The following is a 21,503-nucleotide window of genomic DNA, read 5'->3' as shown; positions in this document are numbered from 1 at the left end:
AGGAGTCTAGTGAATGCGGTTAAAGCTGTGTATTTGTGGTCTGCTTTTTCTATTGTTATGTTCTTCGGTCTTTGCACAAGAGACATTTGTATACACGAATGTCTCAGCGGAGCAAAACCTGCATGATGTTGGGCAAGTTTTAAGCGCAAATGATAATATGTTTCCGTCGTCAGTGGCTGAGATCTCTAAATGGCGCGCAAATAAAAAGCCACAATCTCGTATTAGCTCAGTCGGAGGCAGTTATTGGCTAATCGTTGAAATAGAAAATCAAAGTGAATTTGAAGATTTAGTACTTTATCCCTACAACACTCTTGTATCAAAAATAGAAAGTCGAATCTACGACATGACTGATCCAAACTCACCGGTTCAGCAGTTTGTTACAGGCGGTGTAAAACCAAATCAATTTGCGTTTCACTATGGTAACCGCTTATCTCTTGAAAAAGATAAACACTATACGCTAATCACTTATTTTGAAAGTGATTACTTTTATACCCCAGCAAAACTGGTACTAACACCTTATCAAGATTATTTTGAAACCATTACTCTTGAAAATATGATCATGATGCTCTGTTTTGGAGTGGGGATTGCGTTAGGACTTTATAACTTATTAATTTATTTAGTCTCACGTGATGTTACTCACCTTTACTATGCGTTATTTACGGCATCTTGGGTGTTTGCATGGAGTCATTTTTTTCATATATCAGACCAATTGTTTGGCTACTATAACCCGCACCTTCATTGGCTAGGTTTTGCCTTAACACCATTAACCAATATTCTGTTTTACAATAATTTACTCAAATTAAAAGAAACGTTCCCTAAGCTCGCTCAATTATCCTTAACGGTAGGGGTTATTGCGACTTTAGGCATCCCTTTTTGTGTTTTATGGCCAAGCTTTGGTTTTTATTGGGCGACATTAGTTACCGGTGTTGCTTTGTGTTTAGGCCTGTACATTGGTATTCGTTGTATGCTGATTGGCTTTAAGCCGGCACGTTATTTTGTGCTTGCCTATATTGCCATGATGCTACCGAACATGGTCGGGAATTTAACTAATTTAGGCTTGTTGCCAGCCACCTCAATTAATTTGTATTTATTGGGTTTGATAGGCACGGCAATGGACGCTATGTTGCTAGCATTTGCTGTTGCTGACAAGTTTAGGTTATTACATGATGACAACGTAGAGCTAAACAAAAACTTAGAAGAAAAAGTACAATTAAGAACCTTAGAGCTTGAAGAGTTGGCTGATGAATTACGAGATGCCAATGAAGCCAAAAGTCGCTTTTTGGCAAATATCAGCCACGAAATTCGTACCCCAATGACCTCAATAATTGGCTATGCAGACGGCATTATGCTTGGTGATATCAAGCCTCATGAGCGTAATCATGGTATTGGCGTTATTTTACAAAATAGCCGCCATGTTCTTGGGTTAATAAACGATATACTCGATATGTCAAAAATTGAGGCAAACAAGCTAGAGATTGATTTAGTCGAAACAGATTTGTTTGCCACCATTGCCAATATTGAGTCGTTGATCGGTAAGCAAATACGCGATAAAGGCTTAAAATTCAGTGTGGATTATCAGTTCCCGTTGCCAGACTACTTGATCACCGATCCGAGTCGTTTAAGGCAAATCTTATTAAACCTCACAACCAATGCCCTTAAGTTCACTCAAGTGGGGCGTATAACCTTAACGGTGAGCTGTCATAACGATAAGTTGTCGATAAGCGTAAAAGACACCGGTATCGGCATGACAGACAAAGAGCAACAAGCCTTGTTCAGTGCCTTTTATCAAGCGGATTCTAGTATTTCTCGCCAGTATGGTGGCACCGGGCTTGGCCTTAACATTTCAAAGAGCCTTGCGCAGAAATTGGATGGTGATATCAGCGTTAAAAGTAATGTGGGTTCTGGCAGTGAATTTATTTTCACCATGTCGGTGTACACCACAGATAACACACGTTGGCTCAATGACATGAGCGAAGTGAAGCTTATTGAAACCTCACCATTTAGTAAACTCGATGCGCCAGAAAATCTAAAAGGGCGCGTGCTACTTGCTGAAGACCACCCAGATAACCGACGTTTAATTGCACGAATATTAGAGCGTATGGGGCTGACAGTGACCACCGTTGAAAATGGCAAAGACGCTGTGCAAGCAACCCTCGAAGACAGCTTTGACCTTATTCTACTGGATATTCAAATGCCGATTATGGACGGTCAAGAAGCATTAAAAATGATGCAGGCAACAGGTGTTACTGCACCTATCATTGCCCTAACAGCCAATACTATGAAACATGAAGTCACCCGTTATATGAAACAAGGCTTTAATGATTTAATAGCCAAACCAATCGACAGAAATGGCTTTAGCCACAAAATTGCCAGCTATTTAGATTGTGATGAATTGGCAGACATCAAGTTGCCCGAAAAAGAATTTCAGGCCCTCAAAGATGACTATATTAAAGGCCTTGAAAGCCAGTATGTAGAAATGCGTGAACAGTACAAAAACATGGATATCGATGGTTTAAGTAGAAATGTGCATATGTTAAAAGGCGCAGCCAATATGTTCGAATGTGAAAAGCTTTATGTTAAGGCCGTTGCCGTAGATACTGCGCTGAAAAACGACACCGTCACGATTGATACACAACTTATCGCCTCGTTGTTCTGCGCTATGGAAGATGAAATAGCCAATGTCATTCACTAATAATTGATACATCAATTAGTTGAATGCTCGTTATTTCGCTATGAGCACAGACAAATTAGCTATTTCTTGATACTAATAATGTTAAAACATATTGCTTGGAAAGTTTGATGCAGTATCAACACATTTCGGTGCCAGCAAAGGGCGCACAAATTACTATCGATAGTAAAGGGCGATGGCATATTCCTGACAATCCGGTTATTGCTTATATTGAAGGCGATGGTGTTGGCCAAGATATTTCTCCTGTAATGCGTAATATTGTCGACGCTGCGGTGAGTCATGCTTATCAAGGTGATAAACAAATACATTGGATGGAAGTGTTCAATGGCGAAAAAGCTGCTGCGCTTTACGATGGTGATTGGTTCCCGCAAGAAACCTTACATGCTGTCAGGCAATATAAAATTGCTATCAAAGGGCCGTTAACTACTCCTCTTGGTGGTGGTTTTCGTTCTTTAAATGTGGCTCTTCGTCATGAGATGGATTTATTCGTAAACATGCGGCCCATTCGCAGTTATCCACACTTACCATCACCTTTAAAAGAACCTGAAAAAACCAATATCACTGTAATACGCGACAGCTCTGAAGACGTTTACTCGGGCATTGAGTGGCAGGCTGGCAGTATTGATAACGAGCGTATGCTTGATTTTTTGTGTCAAGAAATGGGTGTTACCCGACTTCGTTTTGATAATCAATGCGGCATTGGCATTAAAAATAGCTCGAAAGAGGCGGCAGAACGCTTGATGCGTTACGCGCTCAACTTTGCCCTTAAAGAGCGCAGTGAATCACTGACGGTGGTGCACAAAGGCAATGTACTTAAATTTACCGATGGCGCATTTAAACGTTGGGCATTTGCCCTAGCTGAGCAAGAGTTTAACGCTATAGCGCATGAAAATGGTCGTTGGTTAGTGATCAAACGTGACGAGCAAGATGATTTAATCATCAAAGAAGTGATTGCCGATAACATGCTACAACAAGCGCTGCTCACCCCAGAGCAATTTGATGTGGTGGTAACAACCAATCAAAACGGCGATTACTTAGCTGATATGCTAACCGCACAAGTCGGTGGCGTGGGTATTATGCCTGCGGCAAACTTAAATAATGAAGTGGCCTTTTTTGAACCGACTCATGGCACATTTAATCGCATTGCCGGGGAAGACAGTGCAAATCCAACAAGCAGTATTTTAAGTGCGGTCATGATGCTACGTTTTATGGGCTGGCACGAAGCGGCGAATAAAATAGAAAAAGCTCTAGAGCAGACGCTTAGCGCAAGTGAAATGACGTTTGATTTGGCTAACCTAGTAGCCGATGCGACGATGCTTAGTTGCAGTGATTTTGCAAAAAGCATCATCGCGCGAATAAGTAACTCAAATAATGAACCATATTAAGCGGCATTGGCGCTTTTAACTGCGTAGACACATGGTTTACCTGTTAACTGTGCTGCACGTTGGTAAATGTGCTCTGCACCTGGTTCGTTACTTGTTATGCCTGTTAATGTGTCCATTAACGCTACCACTAAAATTGCCGGTACTTGGCAACAGTATTCATCGAGTACTGCGGTTGTAGTTTGCGCATCTACATGACAATGCGGGTGAGTACGTACTGTGCTATATGCTTTTAACAGTGTGTCTGCTTGTAAAACATCATCATCTTGATGTTTGGTTTTACGGCATTGGCAGCCAAACTCATCAACCATTGTTGCCAGTGTTTGGTAAATTTCTTCGCAAGCTAAATCGCTTTTTTTACAAAGCTGCTGCTCGATGAATGAGTGTAATTGACCATTGATGTAAAGGCCGTCCTGTTGAGTGAATTGCGCTGAAGTTTCCATAATCATTTTCTCTTTGTTTATGTGCTTAACTTCACTCTAGCCCTTCACTCATTATTTATGAAATTGTTGTTTTCAATAACTGATATTGATTTTATCAATATTATGTTGTTTTTAGCGATCAGCCACCGTACCGGCAAAGGCAAGTAGCTCTCTGCGCAGCCACTGGTGCGGGTTTGCGTGATGTAACAAAGGGCTCCATAACATTTTCACTTCAATAGGCACGATTTGAAATGGCACTGGACTTATCACCAAATCAGTGTGTTTTGCTAATAACATGGCTTGGCGGCGAGGGAGTGTGGCGATAAGTTTTGGTGATTGGCACAGCAAGCTTGCCACCATGTAATGGCGGGTGAATACACGAATATTGCGGGTTTGTTCTAGTTGCCATAAGGCCTCATCGACCCAGCCGAGTTTTTGGCTGCCTGATTTATTCGTCACGGCCGCTTCTACGCCCCAACCAGCCCGATTCACCCAAATGTGTTCTTGTGCCAGATAACCTTCAAGGTTCTGCTGTTGTAAGTAGGGATTGTCTGGGTGTGTTAAGCAGCAGTAATTGTCGCGCCACACACTGGCTTGATGGAATGAGCGGGGCAGGCCGTTAAAGCGGTTAATAGCAAGGTCGATGGTGCCTTTTTCCATATCCTGAAGATTAACATCGCTTGGGCTCAAAATATCAAAATTAAGCCCCGGATTTTTTGCTAGCTGCTCGGTAATAAACGGCGCAATAAGCGTTGATTCAAGGTAGTCGTTTGCCATGATCCGAAACGTAATATTTGCGGTGCTCGGGTCGAATACCTCACTTGGCTGAGTAATTTCTTCGGCCATTTTTAACAGTGATTCTATCTCAGGTTTAAGGCTGAGCGCTTTGGCGGTTGGCGTCATTGTGCCAGCGGCTCTCACTAATAATGGATCATCAAACAAATCTCGCAAACGCTTAAGGGCGTTACTCATTGCAGGTTGAGTCAAAGCCAGTTTATTGGCGGCTTTAGACACACTTTGTTCATCAATGAGGACATTTAAATACACCAATAGGTTGAGGTCGACGTGCCTAATATTCATTTGATCAATCTTATTTATTATCTTTATTAATTACCTAAATTAAAGCGCGCTTGCTATTGTGTGTAAACAAGGCAACTAAAATAATCAGCATAAGCGATAAAAATAATGCCACAGCAGAGTTCAAATTTGGCTGTTAAATCACACAGCGAACAGTTAAATCAGGTCGTAGCGACTAAGCTTGCCCGTGCGGTGTATGCTGGCTTTGAGGCTATGTTTGCAGAGTTTTTAAATATTACCCTCAGTGCGCAAAGTCGCTTTGAACAGCGCCAGTGGCATCAAGTTCAAGGGGCTATGAAATCGCGATTGCAGGTTTACGAGGGGCAAGTCAAAAAGGTAAGCCAAGCGGTAAAAATTATTGCTTATAGTGAAGTGGACGACCCAGCGCTTTGGCTATTAGCCAAACAAATATACGCAGAGATGGTGCAAAGCCACGAAAATCAGCCCATTGCTCATACGTTTTTTAATTCAACCTTCGGTGCAATCTGGGACTCTCGAAAAATCCGCAATGTGCACTTGTTTGTACTAAAAGCGCGCTATCAATTGGGGCCAAGGCCCTTTGATTCATTGGTTAGCCGTATTTCCCTGCAAAATGGCTTTGAAACTGCCATCAGCAGCTTGATCAAACGTCATGTGTTTCGCTCACAATACGCTAACTTTGCTGATGATGTTGCCATGTTACAGCGCACCTTGATTGCTGGAGCAAAACAGCAATGCCCACAAGTTTATGAGCTGCTTGCTCTTAACGATGGCTATATTGAATACGCTAATTCATTGTTTTTTAGAAATAAAGCCTGTTACATCATAGGTCGCTGTATTGCGAAAAATGGCGATAACATGCCATTTGCGATTGCGCTATTAAACAGTGAAAAAGGTCTGCACATTGATGCTGTGATGATGGGAGCTGATCAACTAAGCTTGTTGTTTGGCTTTGCGCGTACATATTTTATGGTCGATACTGACCAACCTGCCCGATACGTTGATTACCTCAGTGCTTTAATGCCTCATAAGCAACGCTTTGAGTTGTTTAATGCCATAGGCTTTATCAAACACGCGAAAACCGAGTTTTATCGTTACAAAGTTGATACTACGCGTAATAGCCCCGTTGATGATAAATACACACTTGCGCCGGGGACGCCGGGCATGGTGATGCTGGTATTTACCACCCCAGGCTCAGATTATGTGTACAAGGTCATTAAAGATAAATTTAGCGCACCAAAAACGGCTACCAAACAGCAGGTGATGGCTAAATACGACTTTGTTAAACAAGCCGACCGAGTAGGCCGGCTAGTTGATACCCATGAATTTCGTTATTTAGCATTTGATTTAAGCCGATTTAGTGAAGAGCTTATAGAAATAATGCAGCAGCAAATTGCTGATAGCCTAGTGATTTCGGGAAATGCACTTATTTTGCGCCATGTGTATGTAGAGCGTAAAATGACACCGCTTAATTTGTACATCAACGACTGTGATGAGCGAAAACTGCAGCAAGTTATGGTTGATTACGGTAAGGCAATAAAAGAGCTCGCGGGGGCTAATATCTTTCCCGGTGATATGCTGATGAAAAACTTTGGTGTTACACGTTGGGGAAGAGTGGTGTTCTATGACTACGATGAAATTTGCCCTTTGACAGAGTGTCAATTTAGAGAGCTGCCAAAAACCGAGGATTCATTGGATGAACTCAGTAGCGAGAGCTACTTCGATATTGCCGAAAACGACATATTTCCGAGCCAGTTTAAAATCTTTTTTAGCGCCAATAAGCGGGCGTTTGAGCACTTTAATGCAGCCCATCAAGATATATTTACAGCTACTATGTGGCAGCAACTCCAAGCGGCTATAAACGATGGGCAATTGCTTGATGTATACCCTTATAAACAGTCTTGGCGTTTTTCTTCGATGAGAGCACAAATGAAAAAATCTCATCCTACAACTGTTTAATAGGAACATAGTGTTAGCGTATGCTATTTAAAAAAATGCTAAGGAACGCACTATGAAAAACACACTGTTATTATCGAGTTTATTTATTTCGTCTATGGTAAGCGCCAATCCGTTATTAGGTAGCTGGCAATTTGTTGAAGGCAAATATGCAACCAATGACGGCTATGTGACGGCAAAAGCACCAGAAATAACCTCAGTTAAACTGATAACACCCAGTCATTTTAGCTATATCACCCAAAAGCAAGGCAACTTTCATTATGCTGGTGGCGGCAAATATGTTTTGCAAGACCAGCAATTTATCGAAACTTTTTCCTATGGTAATGTACCTTCATTACTTGGTAAGACTATGGCATTTGATTACAAAATAGAAGGTGACTTGTGGCACCACACCTTGTATGAAAATGGCAAATTAGTCGAAGCTGAGGTCTGGCAACGAATTAAATAGAAGGTGATATGCGTTATATTAAGCACGAAGACTCACAGTTACATTTTGCTCAAACAGATAAACCAACTCTAAAAGATAACGAAGTTCTTATTGCTGTAGCGGCGATCGGCGTTAATCGGGCAGATTGTTTACAGCGACAGGGCAAATATCCTGCGCCCAAAGGTGACAGTGAAATTCTAGGGTTAGAATGCGCCGGTACCATTGTTGAGCAAGGTAGTGCAGTATCGGGTGACTGGCTTAATAAACGCGTTTTTGCCTTGTGTGCGGGCGGTGCTTACAGCGAGTATGTTGCCGTTGATGCTGCGCAAGTCATGCCGTTACCAGATGAAATGACAATGGCAGAGGGCGCTGCTATCAGTGAAGTATACTTAACGGCTTTTTCTGCCTTATTTCAATTTGGTCAGCTCAAAGCGGGGCAAACGGCACTGATCCATGCGGGAGCCAGTGGTGTCGGTGGTGCGGCAATTCAAATGGCAAAGCGCGCAGGCGCTCAAGTAGTGATTACCGCGGGTAGCGATGAAAAGTGCGAGCATGCCAAGCAGCTTGGCGCAGACCATACTATCAATTATAAAACCACCGACTTTGTAGAATATTTTAAAGCCAATAATTTACAGGCCAATACCATTGTTGATCCTGTATCAGGAAGCTATTTAAATAAAAATGCTGCTGTTGCAGCCATGGATTGCCAAATTGTGATGTTAGCATTTTTAGATGCACGCTTTGCTGAGGTTGACTTTGCAAGGCTACTTAGTAAGCGGATTTCATTTCATGCATCAACGTTACGTAACCGTTCAATTGAATTTAAGCGCGATTTAAAAGAGCAGTTTATATCGCGCTTTTATGATGATTTGGCTAAAGGGTTGTTCGATTGCAATATCTATAAAACCTTAAATTGGCAAGAGGCAAATGAGGCGCACCGCATTTTAGATAACAACGAAAATTCGGGAAAAGTGGTTCTGTTAGTTGAATAACAGCAATTTGCCCATATTATTGGTTTTATTAGTAGTTAAAAGTAAAGGTTAGTATGAACCCAATTATTGCAATGCTCAAAGAGCACAATGTCAGTGACGAAAAAGTGCGTGAGTTGTTCCAAGCGTTTATGGAAAACCCAATGATGGCAATGGGTTTGGTTCAACAGTTAGGTATTCCACCAGAGAAGCTTCAGCAACTGATGGCATTAGTGATGACTCAGCCACATCTTATTAAAGAAGCGGCTGAATCAGTTGGCATCAGTGATGATGAAGTTGAACAAGCCAAAGCGCAGTTCAAAAATCAGCAGTCATAAAATTGAATGATTCGAATTGAAAAAAGGTTAGCTATTTGTCTAACCTTTTTTGTTAGTATTATTGATACGAAAACACGTCGTCCAGTTTTTTATCAAACAACTGTGCAATCTTAAAAGCCACCTCAAGAGAGGGGGAATATTTACCTTTTTCAATCGCTACAATGGTTTGCCTTGAAACACCAACAGCCTCTGCTAATGCTTGTTGCGTCATTTCATTGTGATGAAATCGAAGTTCTCGAATGGTATTACTGAGCTGTTTTGTCATTTAGCTGTCTCTTCGATATAAATACGCTTTGCTAGTAATAGTAATAATTTCACTCACTAAAAAACCAATAATAAGAAAGTGCATAATATTATATAGATCAGAGACCTCAGGTAACAGCATACGCCCAGACACACGCTCAATTTGCGTTGTTAAAAATACACACATTAAAATAATTGCAGAGCAAAACCAATGACCAAGTTTGGTGCTTTTTAGCTCAATAAGCTTATCGCGCTCATCATCTCCTAAGTCTGCTTCTTTGTGTTTAATACCCGCAAGCATAGATTGCATAATGATCTCTAAGATCACCGCTACTACAACAACCTTATACAAATAAGACACCATGGTATCTTGGTTAAGCTCACCTGCAGCTTGAAGTGAATTAATCCCTAAAAGGTAATAGCTTAAAAGGCCAATGGTTACCACCAAGGTGCCCCAAATTGTCATTTCTTTGTAGCTCATCGTTATTATCCAATGTAAAAAATATTTGACTTGATGTTAAGTAAACTACTCATTACTTGTGATGTCAAATAATTTTGACATCATGTATGGTATTTTTATCATTGACGTATTTCGTTACATTTAGTTAAGAACTAATTTGAACCTCAGTGGCTCTTATGAAAACAAACAACAAATAAGGAACGAATATGAACTGGCTTTTGAAAGTATGGAAAAATAACCGCTCGTTGATTTTATTCATCTGTTTGATGAGTGTTTTTAGAAGTGCGGTGGCTGATTGGTATGAAGTGCCAACAGGTTCAATGAACCCGACCATCGTTGAAGGGGACCGAATTTTAACAGATAAAATGGCTTATGATCTGCGTGTGCCATTTAGTCATATTTCGCTAATGCGCACAGATGAGCCAAAAGCCGGTGATATCATTGTATTTGACTCTAAAGCTGCAAATAATCGCTTAATAAAGCGTGTCGTTGGCGTGCCGGGTGATACAGTGACATTAGTAGATAATAAATTGATCATTAACGGTAAAGCGCTTGATTACGAACTAGATAATGATGAGCAACAGCAGCAGACACTTATTGAAAACCTTGCTGGTGTTCAGCACGCTATTCAAGTATCAAAAACGCCTTCGGTGATGCAGCATTTTGCCCCTGTCGTTATCCCCAAGGACATGTATTTAGCGATGGGTGATAACCGCGATAATAGTGCAGACTCGCGAGTAATTGGCTTAGTGCCTCGCAGTGAGTTATTAGGTAAAGCTAAAAGAGTGCTTGTATCACTCGATTATGATGATTATTACTTACCTCGAAAAGAGCGGGTTTTGCATGATTTATACTTAGCACCTTAGCTAAACAAAAAAACCGTTGTGCCTTAAACACAACGGTTCATTTATAAGCTAGTAATTGTGTAATTACATTACACGCATACCAGGCTCTGAGCCTTCATCTGGGTTAAGAATATAAATTTCTTTACCGCCAGGGCCAGCTGCTAATACCATGCCCTCAGACATACCAAAACGCATCTTACGAGGCTTAAGGTTCGCTACCATAACCGTTAGCTTGCCTTCGATGTCTTCTGGTGCATACGCAGATTTAATACCTGCAAATACTTGGCGCGTTTCGCCACCTAAATCTAAAGTTAGTTTTAATAACTTATCTGCGCCTTCAACATGTTCTGCTTTAGCAATTTTCGCTACACGTAAATCAACTTTAGCAAAGTCGTCAAATTCGATTTCAGGGCTGATTGGCTCTTTAGCTAGTGGGCTGTTTGGATCAATCTTGTCTTTTTCAGCAACTAGGCTTTCTTTTGATTCTTCAATCATTTTGTTTACTTTATCCATTTCAACACGTTGCATTAACGGTTTGAATTTATTGATTGCGTGACCAACAAGCGCTGTTTGCGCGCCTTGCCATGTTAAACCGTCGTTTAAGAAGGCTTCAACGTTTGCTGCCATACCTGGCAGAACAGGTTTTAAGTAAGTGATAAGTACACGGAACATATTCAAACCAAGTGAGCAAACATCGTGTGCTTCTTGTTGTTTTGTTTCGTCTTTAATTAACACCCACGGCGCTTTAGCATCAATGAATTGGTTTGCTTTATCAGCAAGGGCCATGATTTCACGAATTGCACGGCTGTAATCACGGTTTTCATAGTGATTTGCGATGCTTGCAGAAGCTGCTTGGAATTCACCTAATAGCGCTTCGTCCATTACGGTGTCGCTAAGCTTGCCATCAAACTTCTTCGTGATGAAGCTTGCACAGCGACTGGCGATATTAACCACTTTACCTACTAAGTCTGAGTTTACACGCAGTGCAAAGTCTTCAAGGTTTAAATCAAGGTCAGTGATGCCGTTGTTTAGTTTTGCTGCGTAGTAATAACGAAGATACTCAGGATCTAGGTTATCAAGATAAGTACGTGCTTTTACAAAGGTGCCTTTTGATTTAGACATCTTCGCGCCATTTACAGTCACAAAACCGTGTGCAAAAACGTTAGTAGGTTTTCTGAATTTTGCACCATCTAACATTGCCGGCCAGAATAGGCTGTGGAAATAGATAATGTCTTTACCAATGAAGTGGTAAAGCTCTGCATCTGAGTCTTCGCGCCAGAATGCATCAAAATCAATCCCTTTTTTGTCGCACAGGTTTTTAAAGCTCGCCATGTAGCCAATTGGCGCATCTAACCATACATAGAAATATTTACCCGGTGCGCCAGGGATTTCAAAACCGAAGTAAGGTGCATCACGGCTGATATCCCACTGCTGTAAGCCATCAGCAAACCATTCATCAAGCTTATTCGCCATTTCTTGTTGAATCGTACCTGAGTGTAACCACTCTTTAAGCATGTCTTCAAAAGCAGGAAGGTCGAAGAAGTAATGCTCCGAATCTTTTAAGATTGGCTCAGCGCCAGACATTACAGAGCGTGGGTTGATAAGTTCAGTTGGGCTGTATGTAGCACCACAAGAATCACAGCTGTCGCCGTTTTGATCTTCAGACTTACACGTTGGGCAAGTGCCTGTTACAAAGCGATCAGGTAAGAAGATACCTTTCTCTGGGTCGAAAAGTTGAGAAATAGTATGCTTTTTAATGTGACCTGCTTCATTTAAACGGTTGTAGATTAACTCGCTAAAGTGACGGTTTTCTTCACTGTGCGTGCTGTGATAGTTATCAAACTCAATGTTGAAATCAGCAAAGTCACGTTGACGTTCAACACTGACGTTTTTAACCATCTCTTCTGGCGTGATCCCTTGCTTTTGCGCATTAAGCATAATTGGTGTGCCGTGAGCATCATCCGCGCAAACGTAGTAGGTTTCATGACTTTGTTGTTTTTGGAAACGCGCCCAAATATCAGTTTGGATGTATTCTAGTAAATGACCTAAGTGAGTCGGGCCATTGGCATAAGGTAATGCGCTAGTAATCAGGATCTTTCGCTGTGCCATAATCATTCCGAATTGAGATTAGTTCGATGCAAACATGCACGAATATCATTATTTAATCTATTGCCAGTTGTTTATATACAAGCTAAAGCAATGATATTATCTAATTGTCTGGTTTTAATGCCTTGAATGTTACATAATTCCGCAGCACTTTTCATCAAAGAAACGCTAATTTATTGCTATGTTTGGACTGTCAAAACTATTCTCAAGTAAATCGGCTGAAAAAGCGCCTATCATTGCTGCCTTAGCCGCCTATCGTAGTAGCGCATTTGCTATTGGCATTGAGCAAGACTGGCTCGAAGAGCTAAATCAAAACAGCGATAAAAGCTGGCAAGTCAAATTAAGCCTACCTTTTGCTGGCTGTGGCGAAATCAACGAAATTGAAAAGTTTGTCAGTGATAAACTATCTGTGCCTGTGTCAATTACAGCTCAGGTCAAGTTACCGAACGTACACAGTTTTAAGCAAATAAAACATATTGTACTCGTTGCGTCAGGCAAAGGTGGAGTAGGAAAATCAACGACGGCAGTGAATCTTGCTTCGGCTTTACAGCAAGAGGGGGCACAGGTTGGTATTTTAGATGCCGATATTTATGGTCCGTCTATTCCTCTGCTATTGGGTCTACAAGGGGCTGAGCCTAAAACAGAGGATAATAAAAACTTACTTCCTTTTGAGGCACATAACCTCAAGGCGCAGTCGATCGGCTTTTTAGTACCAAGTGATGATGCAACTGTTTGGCGTGGTCCTATGGCATCAGGTGCACTTAATCAATTAATGAACGAAACTGCTTGGGGAGAGCTTGATTATCTAATCGTTGATATGCCACCTGGCACGGGTGATATTCAATTGACCATGAGCCAAAAAGTACCTGCTAGTGGTGCGGTTATCATTACCACTCCTCAAGATTTAGCCTTAGCCGATGCGCAAAAGGGCATTGCTATGTTCAATAAAGTGAACGTCCCCGTGCTTGGCTTAATTGAAAACATGAGTTACTTCTTATGTGGTCATTGTGGTCAACCAAACCATGTTTTTGGCAAAGATGGCGCTGTAACATTGGCTCATCGCCATGGTGTGCCTGTGCTGGCTAATATCCCATTGGCAATTGAAATTCGTGAGAGCTCAGAGCAAGGTGATCTGATAGCGCAGGATAGTGCGGCTGAAATAAGTTGTACTTATAAAACGGCAGCTCGGGTCCTTGCTAGTAGTTTATATTATCAACAAGCCCAGACCAGCAAAGTAGATATTGTTATTACAGAAGACTAATTATTGAAATTTAGTCATTAATTAGTGTGTATTTTGCATTAGTTTTTAATGAAATAATCTTATTTTATTTGGCATCCTCCTGTATTTACGCATTACTGAAGCATTTTTGATAAATTTAAGAATAAACTCGGTTTATTTGTTAATAATTTATTGACGTTTTAGTAACCTTGCCATACTCTATGTAAGCGCTTACATTTTTGTTCTTTTTTATTTGACCTCAATTGTAAGCGCTTACAATTGGCTGAAACTAATATTTGCTATTAATATCAGCTGTAAACTAACAAACACAGAATGTTAGGGTTCAATGCAATGAACAAAATAAAAACACACTTAACGCAACTCGCTATGGCACTATCTGTGGCGACGTTAGCAGGCTGCGGTGGCTCTGCCACAGACACAAAAATCGATACCATTGACCCAAGTGAGCCCGTTTCAGATTGGGTTGTGGTATGGGAAGACAACTTTGATGGCGATTCCATTGATGAGGGCAAATGGAATTTTGAAATAGATTGCGCTGGCGGTGGTAACAATGAAAAGCAATGTTATACCGACAGTGAAGAAAATGCATTCGTAGCTGATGGTATTCTAAACATCGTTGCATTACCTGCAGAAGAAGGTGCTGCAAAACCTTATACCTCTGCGCGCATTAACACACGTTACAAAGCTGATTTTAAATATGGACGCTTCGAAGTCCGTGCCAAACTTCCAAGTGGTCAAGGCTCATGGCCTGCATTTTGGATGATGCCAACAGATGAAGTGTATGGTGGTTGGCCACGCTCTGGTGAAATTGATATCGTTGAGTCGGTTAACTTGAAAGTCCCAACAGATGACGGTGTCGAGTCAAATATCTACGGTACGCTTCACTATGGTAAAGAGTGGCCGAATAATGATCAAAGCGGTAAGGCTTATACATTTGATCAAGGCACTAACCCAGCGGATGATTTTCATACCTATGCAATTGAATGGCAAGAAGGTGAAATTCGTTGGTATGTAGACGACTATCTATATGCAACACAGCGCAAATCAGAGTTACTTTACAATGCTAAAGGCGAAGCTCTGGCACTTAAACACAAAGGTTGGTACACAGAGTACTTTGATCAAACAACCGGTGAGTTAACAACTTTCTGGGATGCATCTCCTTATGATCAAGAGTTTTATTTAATCTTAAACTTTGCTGTAGGCGGTGACTGGCCAGAAAACGTTAATGCAACGGGCATTGATGAAAGTGCATTTGAAAATGGTCAAACTTTTGAAGTTGACTATGTTCGTGTTTACGAATGTGCACAAGACCCAGATACAGGCAAAGGCTGTGAAACAGTTCGCCCTGGTTACGATAATTTAGAAGATGCGCTAGTACAAGGTAAAGCTCCTGCACCTACACCACCTAGTGATGGTACAGTAACACCGCTTACTATTTTTGATAGCAGCTTTAACCCTAACTGGCCTGCATGGGATTGTTGTGGTGGTTCAACTCCTGCACTTGTTGAAGATGCTGAGCGCGGTGATGTTGTTGAATTTGTTGTGGGTGCATCACCAACGGTAAATGGTTTCATTAGCCGTGATGCATTTATTACCGATGAAAACGGCCAAGCCACTCCTTATGACGCAAGCGCTATGCTAGAAGACGGTTATGTGCGTTTTGATATGCAAGTGACTTCATTACCTTCTACTCCTGATGCACCTTGGCTTTTCAAAATTGAAAGCGATGAAGGCGCGACAGCCGTTGAGCTAAACCTAAGCGCTAGCACTGAAGGTGTTAGTCCTGTAGCTGGTGAGTGGCAAACATATACCTTCCCATTACAAACATTAGCTGACGCAGGCTTAAATGTATCTTTGATTGATGTTGTAATGATTTTCCCTGCATGGGGTCAAGGTGAAGGCGCTGTTTACCGTGTTGATAATGTTGAAATCACTAACGGTGGTTCAACAACATTACCTTCACTAACACTGTTCACTGATGAGACTAACCTAGACTGGCCTCTGTGGGATTGCTGTGCGGGCTCAACACCTATTGAAGTAGTTGATGATGAAGAGCATGGTGTAACTGCTGAGTTTTCTATTGGTGCAACGCCAACAGTAATGGGCTTTATTAACCGCACCTCATCAGGTGGTAGTGGTACTCAATTTGATGCGACTTCACTTGTTGATGACGGTATGTTGCAATTTGAGATGAAAATAACATCGCTACCATCAACTCCTGATGCACCATGGATGTTAAAGGTAGAGTCAAATGAAGGGGCAACAGCGGTTGAAGTTAACCTTAATACGAGTACTGAAGGTGTTGATCCGGTTGCGGGTGAGTGGCAAACCTACACATTCCCTGTAAGCACACTACTACAAGCTGGTTTAGATGTGAGTGCTATCGATGTCATCATGATTTTCCCTGCTTGGGGTCAAGGTGAGGGTGCTGTGTACCGCATAGATAATGCACGTATTTATGCACCGCAGCCGCAATCAGATCTCACTTTATTTGCAGATAGCGTAGCAGACCAATGGAGCATTTGGGATTGTTGTGCTGGTAGTACACCAACGGTAGAAACAGACGACGAAGCTCACGGCTCAGTTGCTGAGTTTCAAATTGGTGCTCAACCAACTGTAATGGGTTTCTTAGCAGCAGATGGCGTAAGTTTTGATGCATCACACATGTTATCTCAAGGTGTAGTGCGTTTTGAAATGAAAATCGTTTCAAATGCAAGTAACCAAGATGCGCAGTGGTTATTTAAAATCGAATCAAACGATGCAGGGCAAGCTGTGGAGCTTCCACTAAGTGCAAGCCAAGAAGGTGTCGAGCCAGTGGTTGGTGAATGGCAAACATACACATATACACTTGCCGATTTACTAAGTGCAGGCCTTGATATTAGTGCAATCGACGTTGTTATGGTGTTCCCTTCATGGGGCATGGGTGAAGGTGCGGTTTACCGTATCGATAATGCAGTCATTGCGAATCCTTAATTAACACTGGCAACAATGGTGGGTGCCAAACTGGCACCTACATACCATGGCAACAAATTGCAAAAGCAGGTAAATCATGAAAAGCACAAAATTTATTAAAACGCCTCTTGCAGCTTCAGTGGCGATGATCTTAACCGCGGGGTTTGGCACTATGCCGATGGCTTACGCGCAAGATGAGCAAGCTGACAAAGAAATAGAAATTATTGAAGTAAAAGGTATTCGTGGCAGTTTGATCCGCGCCATGGATATGAAACGCGATGCTACAGGTGTAGTTGATGCGATTTCGGCAGAAGAAATGGGTAAATTCCCAGATACTAACTTAGCCGAGTCACTGCAACGTATTACCGGTGTATCTGTTAGTCGTTCAAACGGCGAAGGCAGCGAAATCACAGTGCGTGGTTTTGGCCCTGAGTTTAACCTCGTAATGCTTAACGGCCGTCAAATGCCGGGTACTGGTTATACACGTTCTTACGCCCTTGAAAATATCGCCGCTGACGGTGTAAGTGCACTTGAAGTTGCAAAATCTGGTCAAGCAGATGTACCAAGTGGTGGTCTTGGGGCAACAGTAAACATTATTACGACTCGCCCTTTAAATAGCCCAGGTGAAAAATTTAGTTCGTCTATTAAGGCTATTCACGACTCGTCAAATGAAAAAGGGGATGATGTAACTCCTGAATTCTCAGCGATGTACAGTAATACATATGTTGATAATTCAGTTGGCTTTGCCGTTTCATTCTCACATCAAGAGCGTGATTTCCAACAACAAAGCGCAAACATTCAAGGCTGGCAAGCGAATGTAGATTTACCAACATTAGATGAAGGTGACTACATTGACCCACGCCCAGTAGATAGTGAAGGCAACCGTGTTGGTAACCATTTCTTTCCAAAAGATATGAACTACAGCATTGCTGATGTTGAACGTGAGCGTACTAACGGCCAAGTGACTTTACAATATGCACCAGTTGAAAACTTCACTGCAACGGTTGATTACACGGCAAGCCGTGCAATTACAGGCGTTGAAACAACAGGTTGGGGTATTTGGAATGAGTTTGGCAGCAACATTAATAGCTATGAGCTAGATGAAAATGGTACTGCACTTTATGCCGATATTAGTGGTAACGATGGTTCATTTACTGCAAGCCGTGGCACTACAGAAGTAAAAGCACGCTCAATTGGTTTAAATTTAGAGTGGCAAATCAACGATGCGTGGGAAGTTGAGTTCGATTATCACGATTCGAAGAATGAAACAGACAATGGTGCAGATGACGGTTTAGGTTCTGACGGCCAGATCATTCTTGGTTCTGACCAACTCCGTAGCAAGGTGTATGACTATCGTACTGGTGAAATCCCGCATGCGTATGTGAATTGGAAAAACGGTACTACTGTACTTGATCCAAGTGAAATTGATTCTAACTTCAGCCAGTTTATTTATTCGCCGGGTGAGTCTAATGTAGAGCAAGCGCAGCTTCATGCTACGTGGTTAAATGACAGCTTTGAAATTCCACTTGTTAAAGTCAAATTTGGTGCTGCCAATACCAAGCAAACTATGGGTGGTTTTACTGCGTGGAGTGGCTTACGTGGTGGTCCTGGCTTTAACCCATCATTTACAGAGATCTTCCCAGACGGTATGTTCACTTATAATGATACAGGTGACATGCTAAATCAGTTCGCTGGTGGTGGTAGTGCCCTTGAACCAAATTACTATTACACCTATAGCTTTGAAGAAGCTTTGGCTCGTCAGCTTGCTTTTTTAAACGAAGATTTATTGGGCGATAACCAATACTCAATTGACCCATTTTTTGATGGTATCGACAGTGAAAGCTATGTAGAAGAAAAAACGCAAAGCTTCTACGTCAATACACTTTGGGAGTTTGAGTTATCTGACTACTTTGTTCAAATTAATGCAGGCTTACGTTACGAAGAGACAGATGTAACCAGTACGGTTCGTCAACGTGTTGAAAGCCAAGTTAACTGGGTGAGTGCATCTGAATGGATCATGCAATACGAAACTGGTGGTACAGATAACTTTTACCAAGAAGAAGGTAATTATGATATCTGGTTACCGAATATCGACGTAAAAGTTGAGATCACAGATGAACTTGTTGGACGTGTTTCGTGGGGTAAAACCATGGCACGAGCACCGCTTGGTAACCTTGCTGGTGGTCGAAGCTTAACTGGTAGTCCAAAACCAGGTTCGCGTACAGGTGGTCAAGGTAATACTAACCTGTTGCCGTTTGAGTCAACGAATTTAGACTTATCGCTTGAGTATTACTATGGCGAAGGCAGCTATGCATCAGTTGGCTACTTCAAAAAAGACGTTGATAACTTTATTCAAACGCAAATTACTGAAACAACGATAGAAGGTCTACATGACATTCTAAATGGTCCACGTTATCAAGAGGCCGTAGCTTCAGTTGAAGCACGCGGTGAGCAAGCAACGAGTGATGCAATTTTCAATGAAATGCTGGCACTTGGTTATGGTAATGCGGATGGTGCTATCGAGCCAACTAGTGCAGACCCACTAATGGTATGGAATATTTCTCAGCCACAAAATACTGATAGCAAATCGGTAGATGGCTTTGAAGTTGCTGTACAGCACTTGTTTGGTGAAAGTGGTTTCGGTTTAGGTGTTAACGCTACATTTGTAGATGGTGATGTTGAATTTGATGTTAATAGTTTAACACAGCAAGCGCCTTTATCAGGTTTGAGTGATTCCGCTAACTTCCAAGCATTCTACGATAAAGACGGCTTGTCAGTTAAAGTTACTTACGCTTGGCGTGATTCGTACTTGATTGGTGTTGGTCAAGCGCAAGGCTCATCTGATGCGCCGCCACAATTCGGCGATACGTTTGGTCAATGGGACTTAAGCGTTAACTACGACATTAATGAAAACATGACAGTTTTCTTTGAAGGTATAAACCTTAACAACGAAACTGAACGTGGATATGGCCGTTATGAAGAGCAGTTCTTATTTGCTCGTCAATACGGACCTCGTTACACAATCGGTGCACGTTATAGCTTTTAATCTCATATGAACCCTAATGAGAACCAAAGCCGCTCAATGAGCGGCTTTTTATTTTAGTAAATATAAAAAGGATACACAGCGCTTAAAAAAGTTTATTGCGACTGAAAAAGTAAGCTGAAAAATAGCAGAAAATAGCAATGCCGGGGTTAATTAATAAATTGGGCATAAACACAATGTCGGTTTCACCATAACAATAAAGATAAAAGACCATGGTGAGTAATGAAGGTAGCGGGAAAAAGAAAGTTTCGTTTGCGACTAGGCCAACCACAGACCAGCTTGTTAGTAACAATGAGCCAATGAAGACGAGAAAGCCGTGCCAAATTTCTTGTTTTTTAGCGTAGTGTTTGGCGATTAAAATAGCAACAACACATGCTGGCAATGTTATTACGGATAAAATAACGTAATCCATAACAACTTATCCTCACTCTCCCTATAATTCGGCAATTAGAACAAAACTCATGACTTCAGATAAATCAGAAACAGCTGATGTTGTTACCTGAGAAGACTTATTTAATCGAGATTTATTAGCGCAACACGCTGCTGATTTGTGTAATATATGTCACACTATGTCCATTCCATTTTGCTTAACTGCTACACAATAAACTCGTTGTGTTTTTAAGTTTAAGCTTAGCGTGTTTTTTCAGCTTAAAATCATATGTTTAAGTTGTTTTAGGTAGAATAATAAATGAGATTATCAGATACCCATATTCAGCAGTATATTGACGAAGGCCGTATAGTTATTGAGCCTACACCGAGTAAAGAAATGATTTCAGGTGTGACGGTGGACTTGCGTTTGGGCAATAAATTTCGAGTTTTCCAAGATCATACCGCAGCTTATGTTGACTTAAGTGGTCCAAAAGATCAGCTAAACAAGGCGATGGAATCCATTATGAGTGATGAAATTGTGCTTGCTGAAGAAGAAGCTTTTTTCCTTCATCCAGGTGAATTAGCTTTGGCAATTACCTATGAAAAAGTAACTTTACCTGCTGATATTGTAGGTTGGTTAGATGGTCGTTCATCGTTAGCACGACTTGGCTTGATGGTACATGTAACTGCACATCGTATTGATCCCGGTTGGTCAGGAAATATTGTTTTGGAGTTTTATAACTCAGGTAAATTGCCATTAGCGCTACGCCCAATGATGAAGATTGGCGCTATGAGTTTTGAAACCATGACAAGTCCTGCTGAGAACCCTTACAACACACGTAAAGATGCAAAATATAAGGATCAAAACTCAGCTGTTGCAAGTCGAATAAGTGATGATAATAAGTAAAGTATTGTGTGGCTTTTAGTGCCACACGCCCATACACCTAAACTTTTTACCTAATTAAAGTCTGCATAATTGGCAATTTAAGCGTATTACCCCCATACTT

At 41.5% G+C, this 21,503-nt stretch carries 17 protein-coding genes; 11 read left to right on the top strand and 6 right to left on the bottom strand.

What is annotated here, in order from left to right:
* The first annotated feature begins 13 nt into the window (after window positions 1–13).
* Window positions 14–2,692 carry a 7TM diverse intracellular signaling domain-containing protein gene (locus ACSFVZ_RS13610; RefSeq protein ID WP_435559071.1) on the top strand — a complete coding sequence of 893 codons (2,679 nt, stop codon included), beginning with the start codon at window positions 14–16 and terminating at the stop codon, window positions 2,690–2,692.
* A 107-nt stretch (window positions 2,693–2,799) separates the two neighbouring features.
* Window positions 2,800–4,074: an NADP-dependent isocitrate dehydrogenase gene (icd, locus tag ACSFVZ_RS13605; protein ID WP_135925193.1), complete on the top strand. Its 1,275-nt coding sequence runs from the start codon at window positions 2,800–2,802 to the stop codon at window positions 4,072–4,074.
* On the opposite strand, the gene ACSFVZ_RS13600 is transcribed toward icd, so the two are convergent.
* The gene (locus ACSFVZ_RS13600) at window positions 4,071–4,514 is read right to left on the bottom strand and encodes a hypothetical protein (protein WP_135925191.1); all 444 of its coding nucleotides are present in this window, start codon (window positions 4,512–4,514) and stop codon (window positions 4,071–4,073) included. The two genes, icd and ACSFVZ_RS13600, sit on opposite strands and share 4 nt — an antisense overlap.
* A 111-nt stretch (window positions 4,515–4,625) precedes the next feature.
* Window positions 4,626–5,573, bottom strand: coding sequence for a LysR family transcriptional regulator (locus ACSFVZ_RS13595; protein WP_435559070.1), 948 nt, complete (start codon window positions 5,571–5,573; stop codon window positions 4,626–4,628).
* 105 nt (window positions 5,574–5,678) lie between these two features.
* On the opposite strand from ACSFVZ_RS13595, the gene aceK reads away from it, so the two are divergent.
* From aceK to ACSFVZ_RS13575, 4 genes are read left to right on the top strand one after another with little or no spacing between them, the layout of a single operon-like run.
* Window positions 5,679–7,508 carry a bifunctional isocitrate dehydrogenase kinase/phosphatase gene (gene aceK / locus ACSFVZ_RS13590; RefSeq protein WP_435559069.1) on the top strand — a complete coding sequence of 610 codons (1,830 nt, stop codon included), beginning with the start codon at window positions 5,679–5,681 and terminating at the stop codon, window positions 7,506–7,508.
* Window positions 7,509–7,560: 52 nt separating this feature from the next.
* On the top strand, window positions 7,561–7,953 hold the full coding sequence (locus ACSFVZ_RS13585) for a hypothetical protein (RefSeq protein WP_171040403.1): 393 nt from the start codon (window positions 7,561–7,563) through the stop codon (window positions 7,951–7,953).
* 8 nt (window positions 7,954–7,961) lie between these two features.
* A complete protein-coding gene (locus ACSFVZ_RS13580) occupies window positions 7,962–8,924 on the top strand; it encodes a zinc-binding dehydrogenase (protein WP_435559068.1) in 963 nt (320 codons plus the stop codon).
* A 53-nt stretch (window positions 8,925–8,977) separates the two neighbouring features.
* Window positions 8,978–9,238, top strand: a complete 261-nt coding sequence (locus ACSFVZ_RS13575; protein WP_054561248.1) for a DUF2999 family protein — start codon at window positions 8,978–8,980, stop codon at window positions 9,236–9,238.
* 58 nt (window positions 9,239–9,296) lie between these two features.
* On the opposite strand, the gene ACSFVZ_RS13570 is transcribed toward ACSFVZ_RS13575, so the two are convergent.
* Together ACSFVZ_RS13570 and ACSFVZ_RS13565 are read right to left on the bottom strand one after the other, a co-directional pair.
* Entirely contained in the window at window positions 9,297–9,503 is a 207-nt protein-coding gene (locus ACSFVZ_RS13570) for a helix-turn-helix transcriptional regulator (RefSeq protein ID WP_054552938.1), read from the bottom strand.
* Window positions 9,504–9,962, bottom strand: a complete 459-nt coding sequence (locus ACSFVZ_RS13565) for a hypothetical protein (protein ID WP_435559067.1) — start codon at window positions 9,960–9,962, stop codon at window positions 9,504–9,506.
* A gap of 185 nt (window positions 9,963–10,147) precedes the next feature.
* Between ACSFVZ_RS13565 and lepB the strand changes: the two genes are divergently transcribed.
* The gene (gene lepB / locus ACSFVZ_RS13560) at window positions 10,148–10,807 is read left to right on the top strand and encodes a signal peptidase I (RefSeq protein ID WP_138557359.1); all 660 of its coding nucleotides are present in this window, start codon (window positions 10,148–10,150) and stop codon (window positions 10,805–10,807) included.
* Between the two features lie 63 nt (window positions 10,808–10,870).
* Here the strand turns inward: lepB and metG are convergent, their stop codons facing one another.
* Complete coding sequence (gene metG, locus ACSFVZ_RS13555) at window positions 10,871–12,895, bottom strand: methionine--tRNA ligase (RefSeq protein ID WP_435559066.1); 2,025 nt, start codon at window positions 12,893–12,895, stop codon at window positions 10,871–10,873.
* 178 nt (window positions 12,896–13,073) lie between these two features.
* On the opposite strand from metG, the gene apbC reads away from it, so the two are divergent.
* The 3 genes from apbC (at window position 13,074) to ACSFVZ_RS13540 (ending at window position 20,130) form a co-directional block, all read left to right on the top strand.
* A complete protein-coding gene (gene apbC, locus ACSFVZ_RS13550; RefSeq protein WP_253039534.1) occupies window positions 13,074–14,153 on the top strand; it encodes an iron-sulfur cluster carrier protein ApbC in 1,080 nt (359 codons plus the stop codon).
* Between the two features lie 309 nt (window positions 14,154–14,462).
* Window positions 14,463–17,105: a family 16 glycosylhydrolase gene (locus tag ACSFVZ_RS13545; protein ID WP_435559065.1), complete on the top strand. Its 2,643-nt coding sequence runs from the start codon at window positions 14,463–14,465 to the stop codon at window positions 17,103–17,105.
* A 76-nt stretch (window positions 17,106–17,181) separates the two neighbouring features.
* Window positions 17,182–20,130: a TonB-dependent receptor gene (locus ACSFVZ_RS13540; protein ID WP_435559064.1), complete on the top strand. Its 2,949-nt coding sequence runs from the start codon at window positions 17,182–17,184 to the stop codon at window positions 20,128–20,130.
* Between the two features lie 82 nt (window positions 20,131–20,212).
* On the opposite strand, the gene ACSFVZ_RS13535 is transcribed toward ACSFVZ_RS13540, so the two are convergent.
* Window positions 20,213–20,539, bottom strand: coding sequence for a hypothetical protein (locus ACSFVZ_RS13535; RefSeq protein WP_135925164.1), 327 nt, complete (start codon window positions 20,537–20,539; stop codon window positions 20,213–20,215).
* Window positions 20,540–20,815: 276 nt separating this feature from the next.
* On the opposite strand from ACSFVZ_RS13535, the gene dcd reads away from it, so the two are divergent.
* Window positions 20,816–21,403: a dCTP deaminase gene (gene dcd / locus ACSFVZ_RS13530; protein ID WP_130051745.1), complete on the top strand. Its 588-nt coding sequence runs from the start codon at window positions 20,816–20,818 to the stop codon at window positions 21,401–21,403.
* Window positions 21,404–21,503: the final 100 nt, after the last annotated feature.

The organism is Pseudoalteromonas nanhaiensis, from assembly GCF_051235485.1.
GTDB classification, from domain to species: Bacteria; Pseudomonadota; Gammaproteobacteria; order Enterobacterales; family Alteromonadaceae; genus Pseudoalteromonas; species Pseudoalteromonas lipolytica_C.
This window is presented reverse-complemented; position numbering and strand designations above follow the sequence as displayed.